This is a genomic window from Kothea flammea (assembly GCF_052161645.1).
GTDB lineage: Bacteria > Planctomycetota > Planctomycetia > Pirellulales > Pirellulaceae > Laterigemmans.
This window is the reverse complement of the sequence record NZ_CP197414.1, coordinates 1,403,321-1,421,705: the sequence shown is the minus strand read 5'-3', so window position 1 is coordinate 1,421,705 and position 18,385 is coordinate 1,403,321. Positions and strand designations below refer to the sequence as shown.

Genomic DNA, 18,385 nt, shown 5'->3' with positions numbered 1-18,385 from the left:
GTTCCGCGGAACCGTGAGCTAGCGTTCAAAGGCTGATATAACCGAAAGGCATATGTCGAGGTGCTTAGTTGGATTGAAACAACTGACTTTTCACAATGGTTTGAATGATTGTCCGCAGACCATCTCCTTGGTGACGAACTTGAGCCGTAATGGCATCGACCTCCGCGCGGTCCGCAAACGTCAGTGATCGCCCCAACGCGTAGGTGGTCAGTTTATGCACCATCGCCCGCACGAACTGGTCTTGCCGATGCTCTAGTAAAAAACGCTTTAGACCGTCCATCCCATCCAGTGTTTGACGGTTGAACAATTCGCTCGCCGCGTCAATCGGCTTACCTTTGATATCGTCACGCCAACGCCCTAAGGCATCGTAGTTTTCAAAAGCGATTCCCCAAGGATCAATTTTGACGTGACATGACATGCAGGCGGCGTGATTCCTGTGATCCTCAATCCGCTCCTTGAGCGTCATTTTGGCAATTTCAGGATCGGCTAAATCGATTTGCGGCACCGCCGGTGGCGGTGGTGGTGGCGGATCATTCAACAGGCTCTCCAGCAGCCAAATAGCGCGTTTGAGTGGGTGTGAATCGGGCCAATCAGAATTCATCGCCAACAGCCCAGCCTGTGTCAGTAAACCACCGCGCCGAAAGTCTCCATCCAACGGGACTCGCTGAAAATGGTTACCAGCAACATCGCTAATTCCGTAGTGCTTTGCCAGCCGCTCATTAACCATCGCGTAATCAGCATGGATAAAATCTAACACGCTGGCATTCTGAACCAGCATCTCATTGGTCAACTCAACCGGTTCCTGCAGCATCGCGGTCTTCAACAGAGGATCAAAGTTTCCCACATGTTGTTTAAAGTTCAAGAATTCTAACAACCGCATATTCAGCCATTGATGCACAAAATGATTAGCGAATCGTTTGCTGCGAGGATCGCCCAACATTCGCTCGACTTCCTCGGCCAACACCTCCGATTCAACCAGACGCCCGCTGGCGGCCAATTCTAACAGGCGTTCATCAGGCAGGCTGCACCACAGAAAGAGCGCCAGTCGAGTGGCAAGCGCGTGCGCCGTCAATGCGGGACGTTCGCCGGCTGGCGCGGTGGTCTGACTGGAGCTCTCGTTAGCAACAAACAGAAAATGAGGAGAAGAGAGCACCGTTGCCAACACCTCCACAACCGCCTCCTCGAAACTGTTGCAGCGCGGTCGCATCGTCAAAAAGAGTTCCACTTTTCGATCTATTTCCTCCTCAGCCACCGGCCGACGCCAAGCTCGCGTCATGAACGCGGAAAAGATAGCCCGCGCGTAAGCACGCTCATCCTTGGGATCGTCACTGACTGAATCGTCACTGGCTGCGTGGTCACTGGCAAAGAAAATCTTCCGGTGCGACTCCGGAGGCCACTGATCGAAAACGGGCGCGGCGACGTGCACAAAATCAATCTGAATGTCCGCCGGTGAGGCCGAGCTATTAGCCAAACGAATGTATTCCGAGGGGCTGGGAGTCACTCCCATCGGCGAAGTTTTTCTTACCGAGTTCCTCGGGTAAATTTCACCCAGCGGCACATCCCACTGAATGATCTGTGGCGAGTCGGGGCCCGCGGTTATCAACGTATCTCGCTCGCTGATCGGCAGCAAAGCACGCCCCTCGTTGCTGGCTTGCCAACCAAACAACAACTGCAGACTCGGCAGACAATCGTCGTCAGTGTTGGCTCGAGAGGCTCGCACTGTCACCCGCATTGTCCCTTCATCGGGCAATTGATTCCCCAATTCGACAGTCAACTTTTGCTGCCCACCGGCTGGCAGGATTGCGACGCAATCATAAGACTCGGGGAAGGCGGGCGACGTATCACTAGGCGTGAAGGCATATTTGGCGCCATAGTATGCCCACTGAGCTACGGCAGTTCGACCGCTAGACAATTCCTTGTAGTATGCTGTGCGATGCGATTTATGAAAACTTGCTTCTAAATTCGCTAATTCAGCTTGCAGTTTCTCCGCATCGTCGGCGTGCTTTTCTTTAACTTTCGCCAACTGGTCGTCTTGCTGACGCCATTCACGTTCAGCAGCATCCTGCATGGCGACTCCCCAGTAGCGAGTGGGGGGACGCTGGCCTTCAACGGTTGCTCGACGCAAAGCCTTCCGCGCGAGCCGATGATACATCTCGAATTGGGAGACGGAAATATGCAACAGCTCGGAGCTGTTTTCAAAGCCATCCTCCGAATGTGCTTCCGGAGGCAAGTCTTTGGCAAAGTCCCAGGGTAAACCCAGCAGGTCTTGCATCGCGTAATTATATTCGTATCGCGTGAGCCGGCGGAAAGCAGACTGAGAACCGGAGTTTCGCCGCACCACCGATGCGGTATGCAATTCAGCCGAGAGCCAATCGACGACCTTTGCACGATCATCATCATCCATGACCACGTCGTCCGGCGGCGGCATCTCCCCTTTAGACAAGACCGCAAAAACTTCAGTCCACCAGTCGACATCCTCTCCCGAGACAAGGTCGGGATTTAATGTGTCGATACGAATATTTCCCTCACTCGCATCTGGGCCGTGACAATCAAAACAGTTCTGCTCCAGGATCGGCCGAATCGCTGATGCAAACTCGGCCAAATTCGCTTGCGGCACTGATGGACTGGTAGCCACTGCGCCAGACGCCGTGGGCTGCTGTAGAGCAGCATTTTTGAATCGCGAACGCGTGTATCCGGCGGCCCGCGCATCGGCCAAACTCAGACGCTCGCCAGTGGTCTGCGAGTTCGCCGGCAGCGGTTGCGGTGGCGAACCTCCGAGGTTGCCGGAATCATCGCCACCCATTGCCATTGCCGCACAGCAGCAGGCACAAAAAGCAAACAAAAGTTGGTGAACTCTGTTTCGCGAAGATAACATAGGCGGGAAAACCAATTCGTTTCGGTTACTCGTCAACTGGCGGGAATATTCCCGGGCGAATCAACCGCACGCGGTCGGCGGGGCGATCACACGGGAATATCGGGCTTTCATTTTAGACTGTTACCATTTGATATGATACGACTGGCCTCGCTTCATTTTCTCCGCGTCATTGAAATCCCGCAGCGAGCACGCGAACTTCTCCAAAAGCCCCCTAAACTGAGCGTTTTTATGCATTGGACCTCCTTCACCCGTCTCTCCCTAGCACTTTTCTGCGGCACATTTGTGTGCCCCGCCAACCACCAAGTCGCTTTTGGCCAGCAACAAACGGCCCAGCGAGCGAGCGACCGCAACTACCCGCCAAGCTTCGAAACGGCCCGCCGAGAGGTCTACAAAACGGTCGGCGACGTGGAGATTCCCCTTTATATTTTCGAGCCAGAAGACGATGCTTCGAGCCCCCCTCGGCCAGCGATTATCTTTTTCTTTGGTGGTGGCTGGACCAGTGGCACGCCCAAGCAGTTCGAGCAACACTGTCTCCACCTTGCCCGGCGGGGGATGGTGGCCATCGCAGCCGATTACCGCGTCGCCTCGCGACATCAAGTCAAAGCGGTGGAATGCGTGCGAGACGGGCAAGCGGCAATTCGTTGGGTCCGAGAGAACGCCGCGCGATTGAATATTGACGCGGAGAAAATCGTCGCCGCGGGGGGCTCTGCCGGCGGGCACGTGGCAGCCTGCACCGGCTTGCTGGACGATCTCAACTCAACGGAACAAAGCGACACTTCCGCTGCGGATAAAGCATCATCACGCCCCAACGCGTTGGCCCTGTTTAATCCCGCGGTGGTCCTTGCGCCGGTCGAAGGGCAAGCAGATTTCTTCAGCAATAGAGGAATCGCCAACCGCTTGGGGGTGCCGCCGGAGAGCCTTTCACCCTACCACCACATCAGTGAAAACGCCCCGCCAACCATCATTTTCCACGGCACGGCCGACAAAACGGTGCCGTTTTGGACCGTCGAAGAATTTACCTCGCAAATGAAAGCGCACGGCAATCGCTGTGAACTCAAGTCGTTCACAAACCAACCCCACGGCTTCTTTAACTTTGGTCGCGGCAACGGCAGCAACTATCTCACCACAACCCGGCAGTTAGATGAGTTTCTCGTCAGCCTTGATTACCTTGCCAAGCCAGCTCGCGCCAACCCGCTGGAACCAATCAACGACACCCCTGGCTTACCACGAGTGTTGTTAATCGGTGATTCGATCTCAATGGGATACACTTTGCCGGTCCGTCAGTTACTTGCGGGGAAAGCGAACGTACATCGCCCAGCCGAAAATGGCGGCCCCACAACCAATGGCCTAAAGAAATTAAAGCAATGGCTAGGCGATGGCCAATGGGACCTCATACACCTAAATTTTGGACTGCACGACCTCAGATTCATGGGGCCCGAAGGGCAGAACCTGGCCGACCCTAAGGACCCAGCCAACAAACGCCAAGTTGCACTCGATGAATATGAAAAAAACTTGCGCGACCTGGTCCTACAGCTGCAGGCGACAGGAGCCAAACTGATCTGGCGAAACACCACGCCCGTCCCACCGGGTGCTCGCGGGCGAGTTGTCGGTGACGCAGCAAAGTATAACGAAGTGGCTGCCAAAATCATGCAAGAGCAGGGGATCCAAGTTCATGATATGTACGGCTACGTGCGTCCGAGAATGGGCGACATTATGCTGAATGCGAATGTTCACTTTACCCCTGCTGGTTACGAGCAACTCGCTGGCGAGGTGGCAACCGTCATCCTCAAGGCACTTGAAACGACTAACGATTAAAGACACCAACGCATCAGCAAAGATCGTGCACCTGAAAGCAATATCGCCACAGTGGCGCCGATCTTCATTGAGGTATAAAGACTTACTTTCACTACCACACTTCAGCGAACAATGTTATACTGCAAACATTAGCTAACTCACCGGGCACATTGTGGCTTGAGCAATTCCAGCGGGAAGGGGTGAATGTCTTACAACTTGGCTGTGCTTTTTTGCGCCGCGCTGAACTGCTTTTCTGCGATCTTCTCGCCTTCGACGCTGGCCGCTCAGCCAAATGTGCTCGTCATTGCCATCGATGATCTCAATGATTGGATAGGTTGCCTCGCTGGACATCCCCAAGTCCAAACGCCGCACATTGACGCATTGGCTGCTCGCGGCGTGTTGTTTACAAACGCCCACGTGCAGGCTACTTTTTGCGGCCCTTCGCGAATCAGCCTGCTTTCAGGCCGATACCCTCGGACCACTGGTTGCTATGGTTTTGAACGATACAGCCAGCTGGCTTCACTACGAAATCATCCTCCCTTTCCACTTCATTTTCGCCAACATGGATATCAGACACTGGGCGGTGGCAAAATTTTCCATCACGGCACTGGCGATGGCTGGGTCGCCGAAGCGTGGCAAACTATCTTCCATGCTGGCAGCAACCCGCGCCCCCCTGGAAAAATCCATTGGGAGAAACCCGTTTGGGATTGGGGACCATGGCCTCAGCACGACAGTCAAATGGGCGACTATGAATTAGCTCAAGCCGCGGCGGATGCTCTCCATCAGCCATATGAAAAGCCATTCTTCATAACGGTTGGCTTTCGGCGACCGCACGTTCCCCTGCACGTGCCGCCCAAATGGTTCGCAGCGTACCCAGAAGAAACCGTCATTTTGCCAACAGTCTCCGCGGATGATTTAGCTGACTTGCCCCATCCTGAGTTCGCGCTGGAAACCTACTTTGCGCCACGGCATGCCGAGGTTGTCGACAAAGATCTATGGCGGAGTCTAGTGCAGGCTTACCTAGCCTCGATCGCTTTTGTTGATCATTGCGTTGGTGAAGTACTGCGGGGACTCGACGCGGGCCCCAATCGCAATCAGACGATCGTCATCTTGCTAAGTGACCATGGGTTTCATCTTGGCGAAAAACAACATTGGGCCAAACGCACCTTGTGGGAAGAAACGACTCGTATCCCCTTGATTATTGCGGGCCCTGATGTTGAATCGAACCGCCGTACGGATGCCGCCGTTGGTTTGATCGACATCTATCCGACACTTTGTGATTTAACTGGAGTGCCAATGCCTGCGGGATTGGAAGGCCGCAGTCTCAAGCCGCTATTGAAAGATCCAACAGAGACCTGGGACAGGCCAGCCTTCACCACGTTTCAGCCGGGTGATCTCGCCGTGCGGACTCGAAACTGGCGTTACATTGTTTACCCTGACGGCTCAGAAGAACTCTACGACCATCAGAACGATCCCAACGAATGGAGCAACTTGGCCAACGACCCTGCGTTCGCTGCCATCAAGCAAGAACTGGCAGCCTCCGCGGCGACACGTCGCTGATTTGAGCCAGCTTGTCTGTTATCAAACATGATCCGTACAGCCCCTGCCGTCTGGAAAGATCTTTTTCCATTTCGCTGTTGGCGCAGTACAACTGTACTGATATCGTAGTTTCGTACTTGATGCTTCCCTCGACGGATCGCAAAAATGACGACTCGCCCCGCCTTATCCAAAGGGGAGATGGATGTTGCTCGCGTACTCTGGAAACTGGGCCCGGCCAGCGTACGTGAGATCCACGAATCACTCCAATTACAGCGAACGATCGAACTGACCACTGTCCAAACGTATTTAAGACGCTTGGAACAAAAAGGTTATGCCAGCAGTCGTTTACAAGGTCGTGCTCGAATTTATTCCGCGAAAGCACGCCCCCGCACCGTGATCCGCCAAACGGTTGATGAACTGGTGGAGCGGCTATTTGGCGGCGAAACGATGCCGCTGGTACGCCATTTAATCGAGGAGCGGGGGATTGAACGTCAAGATCTGGACGAGCTACGCGAATTAATCGATCGCCTAGAACACGAGGGCACCAGCAACGAAAGGCCCAGACCATGAACCCTCCAGCGGTCTCCTGGCTTGAAACAGGCTGGTTGCTGACCCTCACGCAACTTGGCCAATTGACGTTTTTGATCTGCATCGTTCTCGTCCTCACGCGATTGCTCGGCACGAACCGGCCGCACCTGTGTCACGCTCTGTGGGGCCTGGTGTTGCTGAAATGCATTGTACCGCCCGTGCTTGCATCACCGGCAAGTCCCTTTATTTGGGTCAGCAATGGGGTGCTCACTAAAACGTCCCGCGAACCAGCCACGCAGGTTGAACCGCGCAGCAGCAGGTTTCATTCCACATTTAAGATCCAAGCTAGGGACGAAGACAAGTCGACTCCAGCAAACGGGCCACTGGAGACTGCTGGAACTCCCAGGAGTTCGACAGATATCTCACTCGACTCACCGCAAACAAAGCTTGTGCAACCCAACCGCAGCACGACATATAAATCTACCGGTAGCCATTCCTCAGACGCGTTTGGTTGGCAAAATTTGCTGATCCTCTTGTTCGCTGGCAGCACGGTTTACTTAATGATTTCCATCAGCCGCCTGCTGACCTTCCTGCGTCGCGTTCAGGAGCACCGCGTTGTTGGTCAAGCTTCAACCAGACGAATCTTCAACGAAACACGCAGCACACTGCTTCGCAAAAACCACACCTTGTGGCGTCCCAGCTTTACACAGCATGTCCGCCTTGAGGTCATAGACTGTTTGATTGGACCAGCAGTGGTTGGATTATGCAGACCGAGAATTTTGCTTCCCAAAGTGCTGGAAAGAGGCTGCAGCCAAGACGAATTGCGGATGTTGATCGCACATGAATTAATTCACATTCGCCGGGGTGATCTATGGTGGTCGGCCATTCAAACGCTGGCCCGCTGCCTCTGGTGGTTTCATCCGCTGGTCAGCCTTGCGTCCAATCGCTTTGAGCGAGCGACAGAGTTGAGTTGTGATGAAGAGACGGTTGCCAGCCTACGGTGTTCACCCGCCGTATATGCGCGCAGCCTCTTAACGGTATTAGAAAGGAAGCACGACTTTCAGGTGGCGCCGCTGCTGCCCGGCGTGCGGCCTGTCGAACTGACAACTAAAAGGATGGAGCGAATTATGAATTTAACGGAACAAGCATTGCCTAGACGACCTTGGTGGACGTTGGTTGTGTTGTTTGCCGGAGCCATGTTTGTGCTACCGGGGGCAAGCATGGGAAACGAGGACGAAACCGATTCAAGAAACGCTCCGGCGAGCCTTTCACAGCCACCGGTGCCGTCCGCTTTAACTCCGCCCCAAACCTTGCCACCGCCCCCTCGCCTTCCCAGGCAGCCCCAGGGCGTGCAACCAGCTCTCCCCATTTTCGCTACCGTCGGCGGATTCGAGAAAGCAGATAAGGCTAGCAGGATCGTCTACCACTCCAGCTTACCCACCATCGGATGCATTCAGAAAGAACTAGACTGTGATTTCAATCAAGCAACCTTGGCTTTGTCCTCCCGACTCGACTCGATCGCGCCGGAGGGATGTAAAGTAATCGTCGGCGGCAAGATCACAGCACAAGGCCCCGAAAGTTTCCACAAACTAATCAATCAAGAATTGACCCGTATTCAAAAGTATGGGATCAGCAAACAGCTCACCATCGAATTCCAAATCATAAGCGTGGAGCAGGACCTATTCAAATCGCTACCACTTAGCTGGGACATTATGAAGTCAGACGTCGGTCGTGCCCCGGTGGTAACTTGCCTGCTGCAGCCAAAACAATACGAGCAAATTTCTGAAGAAATCCAGCATGCGCCAGGGACAAAAATCCTGCATAATCCAAAACTCAGAGTCTTCAACGGCCAGTCTGTGACAATCGCGGACCTAACAGAAAGACCATTTATTACCAGACCCTCCTATGCGAAAGTGGAAAAAGACGGACTGGAATGCCAAGTGGTGTCGTCAATCCAAGAAAATCATATCGAGCTGAAGATAAAGTTTGAACGCAGCACCATCCGGGATGTGCGCCAGTTTTCTTATCAAAATCTCGGCGAAGAACTTACCTTACAGGTTCCTGATGTTCGCAAGGAGCAAGCTGAAATCGCCATCAATGTTCCGAAGGAAATTCACTTAGCATTCGCGATGCCCTCCGCGGACGATGACAAACAAGTCTCACTGTACATCATTACCCCTCGCGAGTTTCAAATGCCAAGCGAAGCCCTCGATTCGCAAGCTATCACCCCAGCGAAAAGGAAAACACCGTTAGACTTCCCCGCACTGCCGCCAGCCAACAACCAGGGAACGCCTGAATAGTAACTCTGTAAACTCGATCACCATGCCGTTCGAGATGCAGCGCCCTGAAACCGCCGAGATTAAGCCTAGCAGAACACGCGTCTGCGGCTCTCACTCTCGCTGGACCGCCAGCCACGCAACGCGTATTCCAATTCGGAGGCTTGAGTATGCTTCGCCCTCTTGCAGATCGAAACCACCAGGAATCAAGCAACACAACGACCGATTCTGGTCCATCGCTTCGTATTAGGCTGGAACGATTTGATTTAGATGATTCGAACAGCCGTTTGAAATTCAGCGAGCGTCTGGCGCGGGAAAACAATTGGACAATGCGTTACGCGGGGCGCGTCATTGTTGAATACAAGCGATTCCTGGAACTGGCGATCACGGCTGGACATACGGTTACGCCGTCGGACGACATCGACCAAGCCTGGCATCTGCACATGGTCTACACCCGAAGCTACTGGAACGACCTGTGCCGTGATGTGCTACGACAACCCTTGCATCATGGCCCCACCAAAGGAGGGCAGCATGAGCGTGAACGTTACGAAGACCTATACGCTCGAACTGTCGATTCCTATCACCGGACTTTTGACGAAGCGCCACCCGAAGATATCTGGCCAGCCAGCGAAGAACGTTTTCGCCAATCCATTCAATCGGTTCGAGTCGATCGCGGCAAGAACTGGGTGATCCCTAAGCCGGCTTGGGCACAAGTGGCAAAAGCCGGCGCCTGCGCTTCGGCTCCGGTCGCTATTGTGGCGTCCGACCAAATGCTTGGAGCCGCTTTTCTTGCGGTGGATGGACCAAGCTTTTTGTTAATTTACATAGTGCTGTTTATGGTGGCATTGATCTTCAGCGTGCTGTTGAGATCTCGACTGCGTCCAGAGAGTGCCGCAGCTCAATTACCCCCCAGCTCCGATCAACTTGGCTGGGCAGCCTCCGCGATCTTGGTCGGTGGATACAACCGGGCTGTGATGGCGGTGATCGCCAGGTTGCGAGCAGCAGGGCGAATTAGGTATGTCGGCAATCGACTGGTAAGTGATGTCAGTACCGCTGAGGGCCTGACAACCAATTTAAGTTCCACTTTCCAAGGTGTCACAAGCGTCACCCCCACGACAGCTCCGCGGACGTTTACAGATAGTGAAGAAGATCTCGTCATCTTAAATGCTGCGGAAAAATCAATCGGCCGCAAAGAGTCAGGAATTAAGCTCGATAAGTTTTCTAAGCAGCTCCACGCAGAACTGAACAGAATATCCATCAAACTGGAGCAACTCGACTTGTGGAGCTCTGCGAGTGAAAAGCTATCACGCGGCTTAACATCCGCGGGGCCCATCGGATTGTTACTGTTACTTGGAATCGCTCGCTGTGCTGTTGGCGTAACGCGAGATCGTCCCGTAGGTTTTTTAGTCGTCTTGTTGATCGTGACCGGGATCACATTTATCGCGTTTTGGGTGTCGTTTCCCAGGCGAACGCGATTGGGAGATCAATTCATCAAACGCCTGCAAGATCAATATCCTAAATCCAAAAGAGACAAGAAAGAAATCGACGATCTCAACAACAAAGGATATGAAACGACTCCCGAAATGGACGCGCCATTCTTGATGGGACTGTACGGCGCCGCCTTCATGAGCCAGTTCGCCATCGGCGAAGACGCGAGCTTTTACAACAGCTTAAAATCCCAAGCTGGCAATATGTCCGGGGGTGATGGAGGCGCCATCTTTGGTGGCAGCGACGGCGGCGGCGGTGGAGGTTGCGGCGGTGGAGGATGCGGCGGGTGTGGGGGGTGTGGCGGATAGATATCTCATCTCCCAGCTTCAAGTAGCAAATCGCTGCCGCCCCGCCGATAACTTCTGCGTCTAAAAATAAGGCAAGAAGTTTCACAAATGATCTTTTGCTGCCAGGCAACTCGCCAGTTGGGCAAAGTTGCCATACATTCATCGCGACAAACGTTCATTTATAAAAGCTAGGTTTGCGAGGCACAATGTTGAGTTTCTCGTATGCAAATCCACTATCAGGCGGGGTATACGTCCCGACGATGTCCATCCGTGACTGGGCATCAATATGCTCATCCATCTGCAGACACCAGTAGGCTGCGTTGACGGTCAAACGGCGAACTCCTTCACTTTGAAAATCTCGCGCGCTGCCCATCGTAAGATGAAAGACTCTCGCGGCGTGCCCATTGTTACCAGTCCATGTCTTCACCCACGCCACCGGCAACGGAGACAGCTTTTCGTTAACAGGATCATCATGCTTGCGGCCCGTCAGCGGCTGACCATTAACCAGCGGCAAGCAGTCTGCGGGCAAACTGCTACCCTCCGCGAAGGTACGATAGACATCCGATGTACCCCAGATATCTTCGACTCCCGCTAATATTGGATGGTGCTTGTTTTCCTCGACAATAATGCCTCGTGTCGAATCCTGCTGCCAGCGACCATGATGGCTGCGGAACGAGCCACCCAGCACATCTTCTCCGAAATTGACTTTCTTGCCATGCACTCGATAGTCGAAGTCAATGAACCCGTGATTCGCTGTGCGGATACCAATCATCGGTTTTCCCGCATCAAGGTAATCATAAAAATACTGCAGCTGCTCATCCGGCAACGACAAAAGACGGCTAAAAAGAATTACAAGATCACACTTCTCCAGATACTCAAGGCCTGGAATATTATGCGTGACTGTCTTGTCCTCCCAGCGAATTTTTTGAGTGGGGTCAACTTCGTTGTTTCGATTAAGACTGAACAAAACGGTACAATGAAACCCGTGATGCTTTGCCAGAATTCGGGCCAGCATTGGCATCGAATACTCACTGCGATATTCCTGATCCGCGGCAATCAACACGACATGCTTCCCAGCGCCTGGCCCCGACCCACCAGAATAAGTCAGCCACAGTGGACTCTCGGGAACGGGATGTTCGCTTGCGCACAGTTGCTGAGCAGCACCAAGGGCAAGTGCGGCAAAATAGACAGTCGCAATAAGAGGGGCGAAGATACGTGTTACTCGAGTTGACATAGAATCAATGAGATAGAGGATACGAGTTTGCTGGACAGTGTACCGGAAGTTTCAGCCGAGACTTCACTAAGGAAAATGCTTTGGTTAACGGGGCCCTGGCGGCAAATGCTCGAGCAGATACCGGATAATTAGCATCCTTACGTGCACCAGCGTTCCGTCTCCTTCTCGCAATCCGTGATCCCGATTGGGATACACCATATAATCAAATGATTTGCCAAGTTCGATCAGTCGATCGACCAACCCTTCGATAATCTGAATGTGCGTATTGGTTTCCCCCGATCCGCTAATAATCAGCAGTTTCCCTTTTAAGCCCTCAGCATAGTTCATTGCAGCCGCTTGTTCGTATCCTTCACGGTTCACATCGCGTGTCCGCATGAAGATTTCTTGGAACCAAGCATTATAGAGATGGGGCTGTGGTTTCGGCACAACTGCGATGCCGACATGGTACGAGTCGGGCTTGCGGAACAGGGCGTTCAGGGTGTTGGAGCCACCACCGCTCCAGCCCCAGATCCCAACTCGTGACAAATCGACGAACGGGCACATCCGCCCCAATTCCTGAAGGCCGGCCTTTTGCTCTTCGGTCGACAACGGCCCCAGGCTGCCAAAAACGGCGCGTCGCCAGGCGGCTCCCTTCGGTGCAGGCGTCCCTCGATTATCGATCGACACCACCAAATACCCCAAATCAGCAACGACTCGATGAAAATCAATCTGAGCGGCGCCCCATTGGTCCAAAACCGTTTGTGCGTGAGGTTCGCCATAGACGTAAACCAGCACTGGATACTTTTTCTCAGGATCGAAATCACGTGGTTTAATCATCCACGCATCCATGGAAATATCGTTACCAATTTCAAGTTCCAGAAATTCCGTCGGCGAGGCGCCGATTTCCCGCATGCTTGCCTGAAGCTGGCTGTTGCTCTCCAGGACTCGCACGATACTGTGGTTGGGTAGCTCCACAAGCTCGACCACGGGGGGCACATCCAAACGCGAATAGGTGTGGAATGCCCACTTGAAATCGGGCGAAAAGACATACTCGTGCGTGCCGGGTTGGTCATCGGGCGTAACACGTTCCAATTTGCCAGTCCCGTCAAGGGGCACGCGATTCAGATACTTTTGAGTCGCATTGTCGGGTGAAGCGTAAAAGTAATACCAACCTCCAGCCTCATCAATCGCCGCCCGATCAATCATGTCGTAATCCCCCGCTGTCAGCAGCGACAATTCCTGACCTTCGCGAGAATATAAATACGCGTGCCGCCAACCGTCCTTTTCGCTGACGACGACAAACTTCTCACCAGCATCGATCCACGTCAGCCCCAAGTTCTTTCCCTGGCTCGCGACCGCCCAGGCCTCGTTTTCCTCGTGAAAGATCAGCTTCAACTCATTCGCAGTTGCCAGGAAGAAGCTACGTTGATTCCGAAAGCGGCTGAGCACCTCCACCAACACCTCTTCCGAGTTTCCCGCCCAGCTGACTTGTCCCAGATAAAAACCTTCATCCGGTGATTCGAGGGGAAGCCATTGCAGATTTTGTCCGTCGGCATCAACAACCCCCACACGTAACTTCGCGATTTCCTCGCCGACCCTAGCGAAGCGACGGTGATTTACCCCCGGGTAAGACGGATCATCGGGAACAAGAACCGCACGTTGGCGAACGTCAGATGAATCAGACTCGACAAACACGATACGGCTACCGTCGGGACTCCAGGCTAACTTTTGAAACGAGACGTCGCGACCAGAAGCATCGGGACTGATTTGAACCCGCTCGTTGCTGGCAAGCTCACGAACAAATACATCACCTCCACGATGCTCTAACAGACGGTTTCCGTCGGGCGATAACAGTGAGTCGCCGATGACTGGTGGTTCTCCATCAGTATGCTCGGGAACAGGTTCGCCACTGTGAACGTCATATCTCACCCAGGCTGATTTCTTCGTTACACCGTTAACTTCAAGAACGAAATATCCCAAGCTGTCGGGCAGCCATTGTGACCGGAAAGAACGAGGGCGAAACTCGCCGCTTTCGTAGATCGCCTTCAACCGTGCTTCCGTTGGCTGCTGCCATTCAGCAAGCTCAGGTGATTGCGGCCGCGCATCCTCAAGCCCCACTCCCAGCGACAGAATGACCCCAACAACAAAAGACGTAGCAGTCGGATAACGTGTCATTCCGTTTTTCAACCTCAAGAACAGCGATCAGTTTTCCCGCAAAAAAGCCTAATTGGAAAAAGCCCAATTGGCATTTACGCATTGCGAGTTTGCAATCTTTCTTGAGCGGAGTCAATCTCTAGGTGGGCGGAAATAGAACATTCGCCCATCTCGCCGCCAGCAGCAACCTGACGCAAAATGCTTTCGGAATGTCGCCCTCCGGTCTGGGTTCTCGGGTATCAGCGGTAAACGCTGGCTCCGCAATCTGCTGAGCGTCGGTTGACTTAGTCGCTTACTCGTCTTCGGTAACGTCGGAAAACTGACGACGGAAACTGCCGTTACTGCGCATCGTTATTTTCGACTCGCGGCAAAGGAACTTCTAACTCATCGCCGTTGGCGACAAACCCATCTCCATCAATATCAACAAAAATGGGGTTACTGACGGCGATGGGTGGCTGATTGCCAAACTTTTCCCCCATAACCTTCTGCATGCTAAGACCTTCGCCGATGGTGGCGACTATCAGGTGAGCATCCTCCTTGAGAGATATCTCGAAAAAGCCGTCAAATTTGACGACGTCATCCGCGCCACCAAACTGATCAGCATGCGTTCTCCGGGTGCGATTCAGTACAGGAGAAGGCCGTCCGTTGACAAAAATTTGAACGCGGTTTACGTCCAACCAGTTAGGACATTGCACTTTTACGTACAATTGCACGGTTCCGTTCGGACCGCACTTCATTTCCTCACCTGGAATTACCCCAACACCCGCTTCAGAGCGAGTTGCAACAACTGAAAGAAACGGCCCGGTAGACATAATGATATGCCCATCCTCCGCAGCATGAATCATATCATGTATGTCGATCTCTGACGGATCATCGGTACGGCTAGCAAACCAATTCCGTAACCATCCACTACCATGATGGTTGTAGTGCGCATCCGTGTTCACAACCCCGGGAATACGAATCCCTTGATTCAATAGTTGCATCCACTGGAAAATCGGTATCCGCATGTCGCGAACTGGTGGTGGATTGGAGCCGATATCAGCGAAGATCGTCTCCAATGGATGCACTTCAATCACGTCCATCCATTGAAACATTTCGGGGAAACCTCGATCGGGAATACCATCAACGTCGATGTCACCAAATATTTGATGAATGTTCGGATGGTTTTGTTGAACCACTTTCTCACTACCATTGTCCCACATCGCCAGTCGTTCGATTTGAACAACTGGATTGGGATCGGTGCGCGGACCGCCCCCATTTTGCGTGTGCGGATGACGGTGAAGAGGAAATGCATTCTGGTGATTCATGGGGAGCGGCGAGCCGGTCAACTCCATACCACTGCACGTCGCCAACAGGTGCTCCAATCCCATCGCGGTCAGGTGAGTTGTGTAAGTGCTGATCCGAGCATGCTCAGTGCAAGGAGCAAACTCGATATGTTCACACAACAGATTCTCCACTCTTCCGTATTGGTCCGACGTGTTGTCGCCCGATGGACTACTGTGACTGTGCAGCTCCGCACTTATCCAACCCCGCGTATCGACAACTCTCGGCAGCACAATGTCTAGCTCAACAAAACCAGAATCGACTATCTCGATCTGCTTGACGACCGAGTTGTACTCGGGACCTCGGCTAAAATAAACTTCATAGCTCCCCTTTGGCAGCGGACAGTGCATTTTCCCATTGACGGCATAAACACAGTTCTTAATCATCGTTCGCGCACTGTCTGGCCCAAAGTTTGGAGCCTCGCCACCGACGCTGTAAATCGTTGCTTTGGCAGGAATCGGGCTCCCAGCTTGATCGACGACAACAGCGTTAAAACCGCCCGGGTTATTAAGTGCAATCACCAACTCAGCACTAATTTCAGGTAAATCGAAATCACAGTTTTGGTCGTCATAACCTACTGCTCGGGCTGTTACTGAATATTTCCCCGCTGGCAACCGCAACTGCGCGAGACCAGAATCGTCCGTTTGCAATGAGCCTGTGAGGGACGCGTCCGCATAACTAGTAAATTCAAGTTCGGCACGCAGCACCCCCTCCATCCTTGAAGGCGGCAATACTTCCGATTCCACTTGAATTCGCCTTGCTGTCCCCCCCGCCAACGCACCACGCAAATCAAGGAGGCTTGAAGCAGGATGCAATCTCACCGACCAAGTTAACTTTCCTTCCGTTTCCTGAGTTGACTCAGGGGCATACCTGAGTTGCGACATTCGATCCTTGACCCAAGTGGGTGATTGACTCGACGCGGGAATTGAAAAACCAACGCAGTGACGGAAGAACCTATCCTCGCAGTAAGCGAACAGGTCGGTCGTGTCGTAATTGAATGTATTGTCAGCACGCACACCGTCGTACGGTGCAAAGTCCTCCGATCGATCACCAAACACCTCAACTGTGGCGGTAACGAAGGCATCGTCATCGCCGAGCCGGTAAGTCACCCGCGCCCGCGTGCCATCTTCTGAAACAGTCTTCGAAGAACCACATCGCCAGTAGACCCCACGATCATCCCGTCCAACTTCAACTTGGCTTGGATCCTGAAATAGGTAGCGTGCACCGGTTGGGATGTATGCGCTTAGTTGATCGTTTGATGGAGAGTTCAACGTCAAATCAAGGATTGATCCGCCAATATTGCGGACGGTCAAATTCGCATCTCGAGTCGGAACCGGCGCGGCCACAACCAAGCTCACCTTCTCATTCTGCATGAGCCAGTCGCCAAAAATCCAGTCAACCTCCTTACCATCAATGGTAGGCTCCACTCCCGGATAAATCAGCATGACATCCGCCGCCACCGTCTGCTCTGCGCCGAAAAAGTGGAGGATCGTCGTTGAAAGAAGCAAGATGGCAGTTGCGAGTCTTAACATGTTCGATTCCGTAATTCCAAGCTGGGTAACTAGCGTGGTCTACAAAAACCCATAAAATCTGGGCCTGTGGTTGATTCGATAGTCTACAAAAGCCTCGCCTTGCGAGGAGTATTTTCGGGAAATTAATTGTGATTTTCCGATGATTTTTCCAGCAAGTGTCGCGGAGCAACTCGGCTTAACGCGTCGCCAATCAGCGAGTTTACGACGCAATTCGATTAACACGAAAGCCATTTGAATGCTTGATCACCAACTCGGGCAAAGCAACTCACCCAACCCAATTCATAGTTGGCTATTCGAGGCGGCGGCGTTGGATGCATCCGACTTGCATCTAATCGATGGCTACCCACCGATGCTACGCATCCACGGACAACTTAAAGAACTAGAGACCCCTACGAACCCCACAGGGGAAAGACAGCAGTGGATGCTGGACCTAGTCCCTGCGGAAGCCAAAGAGCGTTTTACAGCAACCCGCAATGTCGACTTCGCACTGCAATTATCACAGGCGGATCTACAACGTCGATTCCGGGCCAATTACTTTTACGCGGCCGACAAGATTGGTGCTTGCTTTCGCGTGATTCCAGATAACATCCCTGATCTCGAATGGGCGGGCTTTCCTAGAGAGTTGGCGGAAAAAGTAACAAGTTTCCGAAATGGGCTGGTGATCTCCTGCGGCGTCACGGGAGCAGGAAAAACAACCACGCTGGCAATGTTGCTCAAGATGCTGTGCGAAAATGGTGGCTATCGCATCATCACTATTGAGGAACCCATAGAATATGTGTTCCCGACCAGCAACGGCTCGGTGGTGACACAACGCGAAATTGGACGCGATGTGCTCAGCTTCGACGAAGGGCTCATGTACTCACTACGGCAAGACCCTGATGTGATTCTGGTGGGAGAAATCCGCGATCGAGAAACAGCACAAACCGCCTTGCGGGCAGCCGAGACCGGGCACCTCGTGTTTGCCAGCTTACATACGCGAGATGCCAAGGGAGCGATCTCCCGATATGCAGACTTTTTCCCTCAAGATACCCAACAGGAAATTCGCTCTCAACTATCAGTCAGCTTAAGGGCAGTGATCAGTCAACACTTGCTGCCGAGCTCCTTTGAGGCTGAGAAACGCGAATTGGCGCTGGAGGTCATGTTCAACAACTCTCCCATCAGCGTGGCCATTCGACAGGGACGGCTGGATAGCATTGACAACGCCATCCTCACAGGTCGCGCCGACGGGATGCTTACCCTCAATGAGTCTATCAGAAGACTTTACCAATCAGGCAACATCAGTCGAGAAACCGCTGAACTTTTTTCAACGGATGCCCGCTACCTAAAGAACTAAGCAACTCCACACAAGCCCTGAAACAAAACGGAATCAGCCGGAA

10 protein-coding genes are annotated in these 18,385 nt (G+C 53.0%); 6 read left to right on the top strand and 4 right to left on the bottom strand.

The window, feature by feature from the left end; genetic code table 11:
- Positions 1 to 64 precede the first annotated feature (64 nt).
- A complete protein-coding gene (locus tag SH139x_RS04995) occupies positions 65 to 2,809 on the bottom strand; it encodes a DUF1592 domain-containing protein (RefSeq protein WP_488354187.1) in 2,745 nt (914 codons plus the stop codon).
- Between the two features lie 294 nt (positions 2,810 to 3,103).
- Between SH139x_RS04995 and SH139x_RS04990 the strand changes: the two genes are divergently transcribed.
- The 5 genes from SH139x_RS04990 (at position 3,104) to SH139x_RS04970 (ending at position 10,808) form a co-directional block, all read left to right on the top strand.
- Positions 3,104 to 4,690, top strand: a complete 1,587-nt coding sequence (locus SH139x_RS04990) for an alpha/beta hydrolase fold domain-containing protein (protein ID WP_488354186.1) — start codon at positions 3,104 to 3,106, stop codon at positions 4,688 to 4,690.
- Between the two features lie 183 nt (positions 4,691 to 4,873).
- Positions 4,874 to 6,229, top strand: coding sequence for a sulfatase (locus SH139x_RS04985; protein ID WP_488354185.1), 1,356 nt, complete (start codon positions 4,874 to 4,876; stop codon positions 6,227 to 6,229).
- 144 nt (positions 6,230 to 6,373) lie between these two features.
- On the top strand, positions 6,374 to 6,778 hold the full coding sequence (locus tag SH139x_RS04980) for a BlaI/MecI/CopY family transcriptional regulator (protein WP_488354184.1): 405 nt from the start codon (positions 6,374 to 6,376) through the stop codon (positions 6,776 to 6,778).
- Entirely contained in the window at positions 6,775 to 9,036 is a 2,262-nt protein-coding gene (locus SH139x_RS04975) for a M56 family metallopeptidase (RefSeq protein ID WP_488354183.1), read from the top strand. Before SH139x_RS04980 ends, SH139x_RS04975 begins: the two co-directional genes overlap by 4 nt.
- A 146-nt stretch (positions 9,037 to 9,182) precedes the next feature.
- The gene (locus SH139x_RS04970) at positions 9,183 to 10,808 is read left to right on the top strand and encodes a TIGR04222 domain-containing membrane protein (protein WP_488354182.1); all 1,626 of its coding nucleotides are present in this window, start codon (positions 9,183 to 9,185) and stop codon (positions 10,806 to 10,808) included.
- A gap of 154 nt (positions 10,809 to 10,962) precedes the next feature.
- On the opposite strand, the gene SH139x_RS04965 is transcribed toward SH139x_RS04970, so the two are convergent.
- The 3 genes from SH139x_RS04965 to SH139x_RS04955 all read right to left on the bottom strand — a co-directional run bounded on the left by SH139x_RS04965 (position 10,963) and on the right by SH139x_RS04955 (position 16,937).
- Positions 10,963 to 12,021 (bottom strand): ThuA domain-containing protein, encoded by a 1,059-nt coding sequence (locus tag SH139x_RS04965; protein ID WP_488354181.1) that lies wholly within the window; start codon positions 12,019 to 12,021, stop codon positions 10,963 to 10,965.
- An 84-nt stretch (positions 12,022 to 12,105) separates the two neighbouring features.
- The gene (locus SH139x_RS04960; protein ID WP_488354180.1) at positions 12,106 to 14,175 is read right to left on the bottom strand and encodes a S9 family peptidase; all 2,070 of its coding nucleotides are present in this window, start codon (positions 14,173 to 14,175) and stop codon (positions 12,106 to 12,108) included.
- A 317-nt stretch (positions 14,176 to 14,492) separates the two neighbouring features.
- Positions 14,493 to 16,937 (bottom strand): CehA/McbA family metallohydrolase, encoded by a 2,445-nt coding sequence (locus SH139x_RS04955; protein ID WP_488354179.1) that lies wholly within the window; start codon positions 16,935 to 16,937, stop codon positions 14,493 to 14,495.
- Positions 16,938 to 17,244: 307 nt separating this feature from the next.
- Here SH139x_RS04955 and SH139x_RS04950 point away from each other — a divergent pair, with 307 nt between their 5' ends.
- Positions 17,245 to 18,342: a type IV pilus twitching motility protein PilT gene (locus SH139x_RS04950; protein ID WP_488354178.1), complete on the top strand. Its 1,098-nt coding sequence runs from the start codon at positions 17,245 to 17,247 to the stop codon at positions 18,340 to 18,342.
- Positions 18,343 to 18,385: the final 43 nt, after the last annotated feature.

Excerpts from the sequence above, each read along its gene's own strand:
- SH139x_RS04980 (WP_488354184.1), top strand. The coding sequence starts at position 6,374 with ATGACGACTCGCCCCGCCTTATCCAAAGGGGAGATGGATGTTGCTCGC.
- SH139x_RS04965 (WP_488354181.1), bottom strand. The coding sequence starts at position 12,021 with ATGTCAACTCGAGTAACACGTATCTTCGCCCCTCTTATTGCGACTGTC.
- SH139x_RS04975 (WP_488354183.1), top strand. The coding sequence starts at position 6,775 with ATGAACCCTCCAGCGGTCTCCTGGCTTGAAACAGGCTGGTTGCTGACC.
- SH139x_RS04990 (WP_488354186.1), top strand. The coding sequence starts at position 3,104 with ATGCATTGGACCTCCTTCACCCGTCTCTCCCTAGCACTTTTCTGCGGC.
- SH139x_RS04995 (WP_488354187.1), bottom strand. The coding sequence starts at position 2,809 with ATGGCAATGGGTGGCGATGATTCCGGCAACCTCGGAGGTTCGCCACCG.
- SH139x_RS04960 (WP_488354180.1), bottom strand. The coding sequence starts at position 14,175 with ATGACACGTTATCCGACTGCTACGTCTTTTGTTGTTGGGGTCATTCTG.
- SH139x_RS04970 (WP_488354182.1), top strand. The coding sequence starts at position 9,183 with ATGCTTCGCCCTCTTGCAGATCGAAACCACCAGGAATCAAGCAACACA.
- SH139x_RS04950 (WP_488354178.1), top strand. The coding sequence starts at position 17,245 with ATGCTTGATCACCAACTCGGGCAAAGCAACTCACCCAACCCAATTCAT.
- SH139x_RS04985 (WP_488354185.1), top strand. The coding sequence starts at position 4,874 with ATGTCTTACAACTTGGCTGTGCTTTTTTGCGCCGCGCTGAACTGCTTT.